7 protein-coding genes and 2 riboswitches are annotated in these 12,368 nt (G+C 68.2%); of the genes, 1 reads left to right on the forward strand and 6 read right to left on the reverse strand.

Going from position 1 to position 12,368, the window contains the following annotated elements; all coding sequences use genetic code 11:
* The 6 genes from Q0672_RS07455 to Q0672_RS07480 form a co-directional block, all read right to left on the reverse strand.
* Positions 1-2,431: adenosylcobalamin-dependent ribonucleoside-diphosphate reductase (locus Q0672_RS07455; RefSeq protein WP_298621252.1), on the reverse strand; the 2,431-nt coding region annotated here is incomplete at its 3' end.
* Positions 2,432-3,199: 768 nt separating this feature from the next.
* On the reverse strand, positions 3,200-4,651 hold the full coding sequence (locus Q0672_RS07460) for a PepSY domain-containing protein (protein ID WP_298621254.1): 1,452 nt from the start codon (positions 4,649-4,651) through the stop codon (positions 3,200-3,202).
* A gap of 96 nt (positions 4,652-4,747) precedes the next feature.
* Positions 4,748-5,257 carry a GNAT family N-acetyltransferase gene (locus Q0672_RS07465; protein WP_298621257.1) on the reverse strand — a complete coding sequence of 170 codons (510 nt, stop codon included), beginning with the start codon at positions 5,255-5,257 and terminating at the stop codon, positions 4,748-4,750.
* Positions 5,254-6,120, reverse strand: a complete 867-nt coding sequence (locus Q0672_RS07470) for a hotdog domain-containing protein (protein WP_298621260.1) — start codon at positions 6,118-6,120, stop codon at positions 5,254-5,256. The genes Q0672_RS07465 and Q0672_RS07470 overlap by 4 nt, the downstream gene beginning before the upstream one ends.
* A gap of 71 nt (positions 6,121-6,191) precedes the next feature.
* A riboswitch (cobalamin riboswitch) is annotated at positions 6,192-6,420 on the reverse strand.
* A 62-nt stretch (positions 6,421-6,482) separates the two neighbouring features.
* On the reverse strand, positions 6,483-7,559 hold the full coding sequence (locus Q0672_RS07475) for a ribonucleotide-diphosphate reductase subunit beta (RefSeq protein ID WP_298621262.1): 1,077 nt from the start codon (positions 7,557-7,559) through the stop codon (positions 6,483-6,485).
* Complete coding sequence (locus tag Q0672_RS07480; RefSeq protein WP_298621264.1) at positions 7,556-10,327, reverse strand: ribonucleoside-diphosphate reductase subunit alpha; 2,772 nt, start codon at positions 10,325-10,327, stop codon at positions 7,556-7,558. The genes Q0672_RS07475 and Q0672_RS07480 overlap by 4 nt, the downstream gene beginning before the upstream one ends.
* Before the next feature lie 145 nt (positions 10,328-10,472).
* A riboswitch (cobalamin riboswitch) is annotated at positions 10,473-10,673 on the reverse strand.
* A 185-nt stretch (positions 10,674-10,858) separates the two neighbouring features.
* On the opposite strand from Q0672_RS07480, the gene Q0672_RS07485 reads away from it, so the two are divergent.
* Positions 10,859-12,271, forward strand: coding sequence for an MBL fold metallo-hydrolase (locus Q0672_RS07485; RefSeq protein WP_298621266.1), 1,413 nt, complete (start codon positions 10,859-10,861; stop codon positions 12,269-12,271).
* The last annotated feature ends 97 nt before the right edge of the window (positions 12,272-12,368 follow it).

Consider the following 12,368-nt stretch of genomic DNA (forward strand, 5'->3'; position numbering starts at 1 on the left):
TTTCCTTGAGGCCGAGCACGAAGTCTTCGCCGGTGGCCGGGTTCTGGATGTCGACAGTCCAGGACAGGGTGCCGTCGGTGCCGGTCTTGGGCTCCTGCAGGCTGAACACGCTGTCGAGCACCGGGGTCGGCAGATCGCCTTCGAGGGCGTTGAGCTTCTCGCAGCGGTAGCGCACGACCTGGGCGAAGGCGGAGACGACGCCCGGCATCAGCTTCTGTTCGCCGTGGGGCGGGAAGCGCAGCTCGAAGGGCTTTTCGCCGACGGTCTTGGCGAGGGCCTCGAGCTTGAGCTTGAGCCAGCCGCGGTCGTTGGCGCGCATGTCCATCGACAGGGTCTTGGCGACGGCGCCGAGGCCACGGGGCTGGTCGGCACCATTCACCCACACTTCGAAGGGGAAGGCGCCCTTGGCGGGGCTGTCTTCGACCGGGTCCATGTGACCCACGAAGAGGGCGAAGTTGCCCTGCGGGGTGTTGAGCATGTAAGTCCAGGCGGCGTTGCCATCCGGCAGATCCGGGCGGCCCGGCCAGCGCAGGGAAGACAGCACCGGGGCCGGCAGGTTCTTGATGGACAGACGACGGTTGGTGTCGTCGGACATCTCGACATCCTGCGGCTGCTTCTGCTCGCTGCTCGGGGTGACCGACAGCACGGAGCCCAGCACGCTGTTGGGACGGTAGGTGGCGAGGCCCTTGAGGCCGGACTTCCAGGCGTCGAGGTAGAGGTTCTCGAACTCGGCGTAGGGGTAGTCCTCGGGCACATTCACCGTCTTGGAGATGGAGGTGTCGATGAACGGGGCGACGGCCGCGACCATGTCCTTGTGGGCCTTGGCGGAGATCTCGAGCGCGGTCACGAAGTACGGGGGCAGCTTGTTCACGTCACCGCCCAGGTGACGGTACAGGCGCCAGGCGTAGTCCTCGACGGCGTGCTCCTTGAAGGTGCCGTCGGCCATCCGCTTCTTGCGGGTGTAGGTGTAGGAGAACGGCGGCTCGATGCCGTTGGAGGCGTTGTCGGCGAAGGCCAGGCTGATGGTGCCGGTGGGGGCGATGGACAGCAGGTGCGAGTTGCGCAGGCCGTGCTTGCGGATCTTGTCCTTCACTTCGGTGGGCAGGCGCGACGCGAAGTTGCCGCCGGAGAGGTACATGTCGGCGTTGAACAGCGGGAAGGCGCCACGCTCCTTGGCGAGCTCGACGGAGGCCAGGTAGGCCTGGTCGCGCATGAACTCGGAGATCTGGGTGGCCATCGCGCGGGCTTCGTCGGTGTCGTAGCGCAGGCGCAGCATGGCTAGCGCGTTGCCGAGGCCGGTGAAGCCGAGGCCGACGCGGCGCTTGGACTGGGCTTCGGCGTGCTGCTGCTCAAGCGGCCAGTGGGTGGCTTCGAGCACGTTGTCGAGCATCCGGATGGAGGTCTCGATGGTCTTGCCAAAGCCGGTGAAGTCAAAGCTGGCCTTCTCGGAGAAGGCGTCCTTCACGTACAGCGTGAGGTTGATCGAGCCCAGGCAGCAGCAGCCGTAGGACGGCAGGGGCTGCTCGGCGCAGGGGTTGGTGGCCTCGATGGTCTCGCAGTAGTAGAGGTTGTTGTCCTTGTTCATCCGATCAAGGAACAGGATGCCCGGCTCGGCGTGGTCGTAGGTGGAGCGCATGACCTGATCCCACAGGTCACGGGCGCGCACCTTGCGGTACACCCACAGCCCGTCGTCGCGCTGGTAGCCGCCAGCGGCCTTGATCTCGTTGGAGGGCTCGGCCTTGTGGGCGAGTTCCACATCGCCATCGGATTCGACGGCCTGCATGAACAGGTCGGTCACGGCGATGGAGATGTTGAAGTTGGTGAGGTCGCCGTGATCCTTGGCGTGGATGAATTCCTCGATGTCCGGGTGGTCGCAGCGCAGCACGCCCATCTGGGCGCCGCGGCGGGAGCCGGCGGATTCGACGGTCTCGCAGGAGCGGTCGAAGACGCGCATGTACGAGACCGGGCCGGAGGCGTTGGACTGGGTGCCGCGCACCATCGCGCCCTTCGGACGGATGGAGGAGAAGTCGTAGCCGACGCCGCCGCCGCGACGCATGGTCTCGGCGGACTGGGCCAGCGCGGTGTAGATGCCGCAGCGGCCGTCGACGGATTCGGTGATCGAATCACCCACCGGCTGCACGAAGCAGTTGATCAGCGTGGCGGCCAGGTTGGTGCCGGCGGCGGAGTTGATGCGGCCGGCGGGCACGAAGCCGCGCTCCTGGGCTTCCAGGAACTTGGTCTCCCAGAACAGGCGCTTTTCTTCGGATTCCATCGCCGCCAGGGCACGGGCGACGCGCAGGCGCACGTCGGAGATGGTCTGCTCGTTGCCCTTGGCGTATTTCTCCAGCAGGACCTCGCCGGAGATCTCCTGCGGTTCGAGGTTGGCGGCGGTGGCGGGCTGGACTTTGGCGGTTTTGGTCGTGGCGGTCATGGCTCTTGGATGGCTGATCGGTAATGATGTAAGTCGGCGCATAGCTTACCCCCGGAGAAAGAAATGAGCAAAAATTTTTGACCTTTAAAAACAAATACTTAAAAAAATCAATAGTGCTTCAAAACTTTTTTTTCTACTACATGTAGTAGTGTTTTTAGGCTGGAAAATCAAGGAAAAAACTTCGGCAAGGTGGCTCAGGCCTTTGATTTGTCGGGAAAATGCGGCCCCGTGGATGCCGAAATCCTGCGTGGGCGGGGGCAGATGACGGCCCCGGAGGCCCTCCGCGCGGGAGGGTTTTTCGGGGGCGGGGGATGCGGAACGGATGGGATGCCCGGCCGTATGGTGTGCCTCGCGCGTGTGGAAGGGCTGGCAAGGTGAGGCGTGCCGGTGAGCGCGCGGGCTGCGCTACGGCCCCGGGGGTGGGCTGCCGGCTGTGGCGTGACGGGGTTGGCGAGCCACTCGCCGGCCTTGGTGGTGATGGCCTCATGGGACAGCACTTCGCTGGCCATGTCTTCGGCCACCCGAACGAGATTGGCCTCCACGCCATCGATCTCGAGCGCGATCTTCAGTCGCCGCCCGGCGCCCGTCAGGGTGGATTCGACCCGCACCCGGATGGCGTTTGGGTGGCTGGGGGGATGAGTGCTCCGCCGGCGATCTCGTCGAGCGTCTCGGGGCGGGTGGGGCTACGGTTGGGGCGGATCAGGATCAGTGCCCCGTCCATCGGCGGCTACACGTCAATCCCGGGGGAGGGTCCGGGCATTGTCGTTTTCAGCGGGCGGATGCCTTGCGGTGGCGCAGCCGTCTCCACGCGAGCACGCAGCCGCTCCCGGCGAGGAGTGCGCCCAGGAGGCACAGGCCCGTGGCGAGCCCTTCGCGGAGCGTCGGCAGGGCGTGCAGGGGCGGAATGTCGAGCCGGTGCAGGCCGTTGAAGATCCAGCGGTGCAGGCGGTTGGCGTCATCGATGCGGGACAGAACACGGCCGGTGGCGGGGTCGAGATACCAGGTGGTGTCCTCGGCGTCGGCGAGGCGGATGCGTGCGGCCGGGAAGACCGCCTGATTGCGTCGGCCGTAGTGGTACAGGTCGGGCGCGTGGATGAGCTCGGCGCTGGCGACCGGATGGCCCTCGATGGCCGCGATGGCGGTGGCGAGGGTTTCCGGCGTGAAGGGCGTGGCCGGGCGGGCCTGGTCGTCGATGCGTTGGATGGCGCCCGGGGTGCGTGCTTCCAGATAGCTCCGGCCGCCAAAGCGATACCACTCGGCCTCCCGGGCGTCGGGCACCTGGGTGAGCTGGCGGTGGAGCAGGGCGAGGTCGTCCGACGGGCTGAACGCCACGCCGGCCAGCTTCTGGGCGGCGCCCTTCGGCAGGCTGCTGAAGGCCAGCAGGCCGAAGGGATGATTCGACAGCCAGCCCGACACCAGCCAGGTGGCGGCCAGCCCGCCCACGGAAACGCCGAGCAGGTGATGCCAGCGTTTCCAGCCCCGGTAGGGCGTGACCGCGCCCCGCGGATAGCGCCGTCGCAGGCGCAGGCGCTGGATGCCCAGGATCAGCCCGGCGGCCACCGTGAGCATCGCCGCGGCCGGCAGCCACAGCACCAGCTGGCGCCACAGGGTGGTGTCGTCGCCGCGCAAGGGGGTGAAGTAGATCCAGTGGGCGACGGTGCCGATCCAGCTCCAGCCCCGCTCGAAGCGGGTGGTGTCCAGCAGCACCTCGCCACTGCGGGACGAGACGTAGAGATCGGTGCCTGCCGCGTCGTCCAGGGACACGCGCAGCAGCGGGCGGTGAGGGTTGTAGGTGGTGTAGACAGTCCATTGGTCGCGCTCGACGCTTTCGACGCCGGTGGTTGGCGCGCCGGGCAGGAAGTGCCGCGCGGCGGCCGTGGCGGTGTCGGGCGTGACGGCTACCAGCGTGCCGTCGTCGGCCCACACGCTGCAGGCCTCTTTGCCGGCGCTGAAATGGAACACCGGACGCCCGTCGGCCATTGCCAGCCGGGCGCTGCGGGGTTTCTCCACGCAAGCCTGGGCGGCGACGGCCGGGCTGATGCGGATGGCGTCCGGCTGCAGTGGTTCGAGGTGTGCCAGCCGCTCCTCGGTCGTCAGCTTGGGGAAGGGCACGTAGAGCATCACGATGCCCGACACGAACCAGCCGAGGATCAGCACCCCAGTGACGATGCCGAGCCAGCGGTGGGCGAGGTGAAGCAGGCGGAGAAGGCGGTGTTTCATCAGGGCTTGGGGCGTGAGGGCCGGGGAGTGTAAGTGGATTCGGCGGTGACTGCGTCTGTTTCGGGCGCGCAGCACGCGGCTGTGCGCCCGGGTGGATCAGCAGGGGATAGGGTTCGGGCTGGCCCGGGTACGTGGCGTGGTCGGGCTGGGTGCGGCAGGCGAGACCAGCACCGTCAGCCGTGGTGGCTCGAAACGCTGCAACTTGCGCAGGCCGAGCCTGGCCACGATCCGCCGGGCGGCCGGGTGGCCTTCGATGCACAGCACCCGCTCCAGGCCGTTGCCCTCCGCCCAGGCGACTACCGCTTCAAACAGCCGGGTGGCCAGACCCGCCCCGCGCCAGGGTGCGAGCACGCTGAAGCCCAGCTCGCCGCTGTTTCCGGCGACGCCCAGATGCGCCAGGGCGAGGGGTGGATGCTCCGCCGGGCCGATTGCCAGCACGAGGTCGCGGGCAAAATCGACGCGCGCCACATAGGCCCGGATGCTGGTGTCAGACTGGGGCGCGTTGAAGCGGCTGACCCTTTCGGCCGGGTTGAGGGCGAGGAGGTGGGCGAGCACCCGCAGGCGGGCGTCGCCCCCCAGACGCAGGGAGGTGGACTGGGGGTTCATCCCGCGCTCCCGGACTGATGGGCTGCGCCGACCGGCGTGGGGCGGCCCGCTTCGTCGATGGCCACGAAGACGAACGATGCCCGCGTGCACAGCCGCGACCCGGCCTGCCGGGGTGTCTCGGCGGTCATGGTCACCTCCACGCAGAGTGAGGTGCGTCCCACCGAGCTGACCCGGGCGCGGGTCTCGACGATGTCGCCCACCCGGGCCGGGGCGACGAAGTCGAGGGTCTCGCTGGAAGCCATCACCACCGGCTTGCGGGCCCGGCGGGTGGCGGCGACCAGCGCAGCCTTGCCCAGCCAGTCGAGGGCCTGCCCACCGTGGAGGATGCCCCGGTGATTGACCTGCCCGGGAAAGACGATCTCCACCACCCGCACCACGTCGGCGGGTACGGCGTCCAGGAGGGGGATGGATTCGGTGGATTCCGTCTCGTCGCCCACTGCCACCATCACAAAATGCCCGGTGAGGCAGAGGGTGCGTTCGCCGGTGAGCATGTCCTCGGCGCACAGGCGGGCTTCCACGTCCACCGAGCGGCGCCCGGTGCGGACGATCCGCCCGCTCACCTCGGCCAGATGGCCGGCGGGCACTGGTGAGCGGAAGTGGGTCTGGCTGAGGGCGGCGGTGACGACGGTGCGGCGTAGCCGGCGGCTGGCAAGGACGAAGGCGAACTTGTCCATCATCGCCAGCGCGGCGCCGCCGAAGAGGGTGCCATGGTGGTTCGACTGGCCGGGAAAGACCACGTCGACGAGGGAGAACAGCTCGCCCGGCGCGGGGGCTGGCAGCAGGCGGTCGAGGGGATCGCGCAGGTCGTCGGCGGTGGTGGGAAGGGGCTGGGCCGCGGTGGCCGGGGTGTGGGTGTGGGACATGGTGAGGCTCCTGGTCGGACTGTCCGCTACCCCGCGGACGGTCGATGGCAGATCCACCTGCCCGGTGGGGCAGATGGCGTGGCGCGGCAGGCCGGTCTCCGGGCTCGCAAGTCTTGACCCTTCGCCTTCCCGGACGTATCCAGTGGCGGGCGGCTTCGGGAGAAGCCAGCCGTGAAGGGTCCGCACTTGCCTACCGTTGCGGGGGCAGCCGGGGCTTGGCGGCGGACTGGCCGCCGCGTACCCCGTTCCCGTTTCACCCGGTTTCGCCGGAAGGGCGGAACCAGGCACCTGTCGCAGGGGGTGCAGCCGCCCGGGATCGGGCTTGGCGCCGGCTGCGCGGCGCCGGGCAGGCGCTGGCCGGGTCAATCCCAGGCTAGCGCGCCGCCCGTCTGGTACTCGGTGACGCGGGTTTCGAAGAAGTTCTTCTCCTTGCGCAGGTTGGCCTGCTCGTCGAGCCAGGGCAGCACGTTGGTGGCGCCGGGGAAGGGTTCGGCCAGCCCCACCTGACGGGCGCGGCGGTTGGCCATGAAGCGGAACTGATCCATGTGCAGCCCGGCGTTGTAGCCCAGGATGGGCGAACCCAGGATGTAGGCGGCGTAGTCGGCCTCGGCGGCCTCGGCTTCATCCCACAGGGTGCGCAGGACGGCGGGGTCGAGGCTGAGCCCTTCCTCCTTCAGCAGCTCGCGCACCACGCGGATGCCGAAGGCGCAGTGGAGCACCTCGTCACGCATGATGTACTGGAGCTGCTCGGCGGCGCCCTTCATCAGGCCCCGGCGCTGCAGGGCGAAGATGGGCGTGAAGCCGTTGTAGAACCAGCAGCCTTCGAAGATCGCCGCAAAGAAGAAGTAGGACAGGGCGAACTCGTGGAGGTTGGCCCGGTCACGCAGGTCGAAATCCGGGCGCATCACCCGTTCCAGGCGGCGGCTGGCGAGGGCGATCTTGCCGTGAATGGCCGGCACCACCCGGTAGCGGTTGTAGATCTCCTGCTGGTCGAGGCCGATGGTCTCGATGCAGTGCTGGTAGGTCCAGGTGTGCAGGGCTTCCTCGTACACCTGGCGGGCCTGGTAGATCTGCAGTTCGGGCGCCCTCATCTTCTCCATCACCGCCAGCCCGATGTTGCGCATGGCGAGGATGTCGGAGGTGGTGAGGTAGGCCAGCACGTTTTCGAAGACGTGGCGCTCGGCGTCGGTGAGCTTGTGGTGATAGTCGTGCACGTCCTGGGCCATGGAGATTTCGAGCGGCGTCCAGTGGTTGCGGTTGGCCTTGAGGAAGAACTCCCACGCCCAGGGGTATTTGAACGGGGCGAGCTGGTTGATGTCGGCCCGGCCGCCGACGATGCGCTTGTCGGCGGCGTTGATGGCAGCCCGGGCGTCGGTGGCCATGGCGGGCACCGGGGCCGGCGCGGGAATGTCCCAGTCGTTGAAGCGGGCGGTGCTCATTGGCAGGCCTCGCATTCCGGGTTGTCGATGGCGCAGAAGCGGGGGGCTTCGTCGGCGGGCGGGGTGTCGTCGCGGCCACCGGATTTTTCGAGCTGGCTGGCGCCCAGGGTGCGCAGGTAATAGGTGGTCTTGAGGCCGCGCAGCCAGGCGAGCTTGTAGATCTCGTCGAGCTTGCGGCCGGAGGGCGTGGCGAGATAGAGGTTGAGGGACTGGGCCTGGTCGATCCACTTCTGACGGCGGGCGGCAGCTTCGATCAGCCATTCGGGCTCGATCTCGAAGGCGGTGGCGTAGCGGGCCTTGATCTCGTCGGGCACCCGGTCGATGCGGGCGAGGGCGCCGTCGAAGTACTTGAGGTCGGCCACCATCACCTCGTCCCACAGGTCGAGGGCCTTGAGGTCGCGCACCAGGGCTTCGTTCACCACCGTGAATTCGCCTGACAGGTTGGATTTGACGTAGAGGTTCTGGTAGGCCGGCTCGATGCTGGCCGACACGCCGACGATGTTGGAAATGGTGGCGGTGGGGGCGATGGCCACGCAGTTGGCGTTGCGCATGCCGTGGCGGGCGATGCGGGCGCGCAGGGCGGGCCAGTCGAGGTGGCTGTCGCGGTTCACCTCCAGTTGGCCGCCGCGGCCGGCGGCGAGCAGGTCGAGGGAATCGGGCGGCAGGATGCCCCGGCTCCACAGGCTGCCCTCGAAGCTCCCGTAGCGGCCGCGCTCCCGGGCGAGTTCGGTGGAGGCGCGGTAGGCCTGATAGCACACGGCCTCCATCGACTGGTCGGCAAACGTCACCGCGGCTTCGCTGGCGTAAGGCAGGCCGAGGGCGTACAGGCAGTCGGCAAAACCCATGATGCCGAGGCCCACCGGGCGATGGCGCAGGTTGGCCCGGCGTGCCTTTGGGGTGGCGTAGAAGTTGATGTCCACCACGTTGTCGAGCATGCGCATGGCGGTCTGCACGCTGCGGGCGAGCTTGTCCTGGTCGAGGGCGCCGTCCTTCAGGTGGGCGAGCAGGTTGATCGAGCCCAGGTTGCACACGGCGGTCTCGTCGTCCGAGGTGTTGAGGGTGATCTCGGTGCACAGGTTGGAGCTGCGCACCACGCCCACGTGCTGCTGCGGCGAGCGCAGGTTGCAGGCGTCCTTGAAGGTGATCCACGGGTGGCCGGTCTCGAAGAGCATGGTGAGCATCCGCCGCCACAGCTGCACGGCCGGGATGCGCTTGAAGAGCCGGATCTCGCCGGCGTCGGCCCGGGCCTCGTGGGCGCAGTAGGCGGCCTCGAAATCGGCGCCGAAGCGGGTGTGAAGGTCCGGCACGTCCGACGGCGAGAACAGCGTCCAGTCGGCGTTGTCCATCACCCGCTTCATGAACAGGTCGGGAATCCAGTTGGCGGTGTTCATGTCGTGGGTGCGGCGGCGCTCGTCGCCAGTGTTCTTGCGCAGGTCGAGGAACTCCTCGATGTCCAGGTGCCAGGTTTCGAGATAGGCGCACACCGCGCCCTTGCGCTTGCCGCCCTGATTGACCGCCACTGCGGTGTCATTCACCACCTTGAGGAAGGGAATCACCCCCTGGCTCTGGCCGTTGGTGCCTTTGATGCGGCTGCCCAGGGCGCGCACCGGGGTCCAGTCGTTGCCCAGGCCGCCGGCGTACTTCTGCAGCAGGGCGTTCTCCTTGACCGCCTGGTAGATGCCTTCCAGGTCATCCGATACCGTGGTGAGGTAGCAGGACGACAGCTGCGAGTGGCGGGTGCCGCTGTTGAACAGGGTCGGCGTCGAGCACATGAAATCGAAGGACGAGATCAGGTTGTAGAACTCGATGGCGCGGGCCTCCCGGTCAATCTCGCCCACCGCGAGCCCCATCGCCACGCGCATGAAGAAGAGCTGCGGCAGCTCGATGCGCCGCCCGTCGATGTGAAGGAAGTAGCGATCGTAGAGGGTCTGCAGGCCCAGGTAGCCAAACTGCCGGTCGCGCTCGGGCACCAGGGCGGCGCCAAGGCGGCCCAGGTCGAATTCGGCGAGGCGCGGGTCGAGGAGTTCGGCATTGATGCCGGTGCGGATGAAGGCCGGCAGGGCCTCGGCGTAGTGGCCGGGCAGGTCGGCCAGGCTCACCGGCTGGCCGAGGACTTCCCGGGCGAGGCTGGCGAGGAGCAGTTGCGCGGTGACCCGGTTGTAGGCTGGCTCCCGCTCAATCAGGCTGCGCGCGGCGAGGATCAGCGCCTGGTCCACGTCGGCCAGCGGGACGCCGTCGTAGAGGTTACGGAGGGCCAGATCGAGCACGGCGTGGGCCGACACCTCGTTGCCCAGGCCGGCGCAGGCGGCCTCGCAGTGGCGGAGCAGGGCGTCGGTGTCGAGGGGAATGCGACGTCCGTCGGCCAGCACGTGGAGGGTCGGCGTGCCCGCGGATGCCATGCCGGCAGCCCGTTCGGCGGCGCGGCGTTCGCGGTAGAGCACGTAGGCCCGGGCCACGTCGTGTTCGCCGGAGCGCATCAGGGCCAGCTCCACCTGATCCTGGATGTCTTCGATGGACACCGTGCCGCCATCGGGCAGGCGGCGGGTGAGGGCGCGCAGCACGGTGTCGGTGAGCCGCGCGACGATCTCCCGGACCCGGGCCGAGCCGCCGCTGGCGCTGCCCTCCACGGCCAAGAAGGCCTTGCTCATGGCGATGGCGATCTTGTCTGCGTTGAAGGCGACGACGGCGCCGTTGCGGCGGATCACCTGCAGGGCGGCGATGGCCGACGCGCTGGCGGATGCGGATGGTGTCTGAACGGTGGCGAGCAAGGCGATTCTCCGAATTGGGGGGCGGAGAATCGAGGACCTGGAACCGCGCCCGGCGCCAACGCGCGGGCGGAAGCCCTGCAATCGGCGCTGGCGCACGGTGGCGACAGGAAGACACCTCGTTTCAGGGACACCCCGCCCCAAAAGCACTGAAGGAATGGGCCATGGCAGGTCTCCTGACTCTCGGGTCGTCGCCTCGTGCCAGCCTTCCCGGAGCGCATCCAGTGGCAGTGGGGGGCACGAAACTCGCCGATTACAGTTGCGGGGGCAGTGCTGGATTTGAGGCGACGGCCTCGCACCAGCTTCCCTTTTCATCCCCTTGCGGGGAACCAATGACGAGGCGGATGGTAGGGGGGTGGTATCCGGCGTGTCAAGCCGGGGCACTGCGGGTAGGGCTGTCGGGGGTTGTCGAGGCCCATATCTAGTCCGCCACGGCAGCGGGTCCGCGGCATGGGGCGAGGTCGGCGAAGTGCGCGCCATTGCAATCCGTCTTGGCCGGGTTTATGCTCGATTCGTCAAGGAGGTGCTGCGAAAATGCGAGTCCGTTTCTTTGGCGCGGCCGGCGAAGTGACCGGTTCGTGCACCCTGGTGGAAGCCGGCGATGTGCGCTTCCTGGTCGATTGCGGGATGTTCCAGGGCGGGCGCGAGGCCCGGGCCAAGAACCTCCGGGCGCTGGATTTCGGCTTTGACGTGCGGGACATCGACTTCGTGCTGCTGACCCACGCCCACATCGACCACTCCGGCTTGCTGCCGCGGCTGGCGGTGCTGGGCTTCCGCGGCCCGATCTACGCCACGCCCGCCACCATCGACCTGCTGGCGGTGCTCCTGCCCGACAGCGCCCACATCCAGGAGAAGGAATCCGAGTGGCAGCTGCGCCACCAGCACCGCCGGGGCGGGAGCGAGCGGGGCGTGGCAGCGCCGCTCTACACCGTGGCCCAGGCCCAGACCACCCTCGGCCTGCTGCAGCCGGCGCCCTACGGCAGGACCATCGAGCCGGCGCCGGGCATCGCGGTGCGCTTTCATGATGCGGGGCACATCCTGGGTTCGGCGTGGCTGGAGGTAACCGCCGCGGGCGAGGGGCGGCCGCGCCGGCTGGTGTTCTCCGGTGACATCGGGATGCGCGACCGGCCGGTGCTGAACGACCCGGAGACGATCATCCCGTCGGCCGACCTGCTGCTCATCGAATCCACCTACGGCGACCGCCTGCACCGCCCCCTGCCCGAGACCGAGGAGGAGATCATCGCCGCCATCGGCCGCACCCGGGCCTGCCACGGCAACCTGGTGATCCCGTCCTTCGCGGTGGGGCGCACCCAGGAGATCATCTACATCCTGGCCGACCTGGTGCGGCAGGGAAGGCTGGAGCCGCTCAAGGTGTTCGTGGATTCGCCCATGGCTAACGAGGCGACACGCATCACCCTGGCTCACCCGGCGCTCCTCGACAGCGAGACGCGGGATCTGCTTGAGTGGCTGAAGGCCCACCCGAACAAGCTGAAGCTGGAGTTCGTGGCCGACGTTGAAGCCTCCCGGGCGCTCAACGACGTGCGCAGCGGGGCGATCATCATCTCGGCCAGTGGCATGTGCGAGGCTGGGAGGATCAAATACCACCTGCGGGAGAACCTGCCGCGCAGCGAATGCAGCGTGCTGATCGCCGGCTTCCAGGCGGCCGGCACGCTCGGTCGGAGGCTGGTGGATGGCGCCCGGCTGGTGCATATCTTTGGCGAGCCGGTGCCGGTGCGGGCGCGCATCTACACGGTGGGCGGGCTGTCGGCCCACGCCGATCAGGCCGGGCTGCTGGACTGGATCGGCGGCGTTCATACCCCGCCGCGCCACACCTGCGTGATCCACGGCGAGGCCGGCGCCTCGGCCACCTTCGCCCAGGCCATCCGCGACCGGCTGGGCTGGAAGGACGTGATGCTGCCCAAGCCCGGCGACAGCCTGCCCCTGTAGGTCGGACTTCAGTCCGACAACCCCTGCCTGCTCAACCCGTGATGTCGGACTGAAGTCCGTATATGGACTCCTCCCGTTTTGCCAGCGCGAATGTTGG

The sequence above is a fragment of the uncultured Zoogloea sp. genome (assembly GCF_937894855.1).
GTDB classification, from domain to species: domain Bacteria; phylum Pseudomonadota; class Gammaproteobacteria; order Burkholderiales; family Rhodocyclaceae; genus Zoogloea; species Zoogloea oryzae.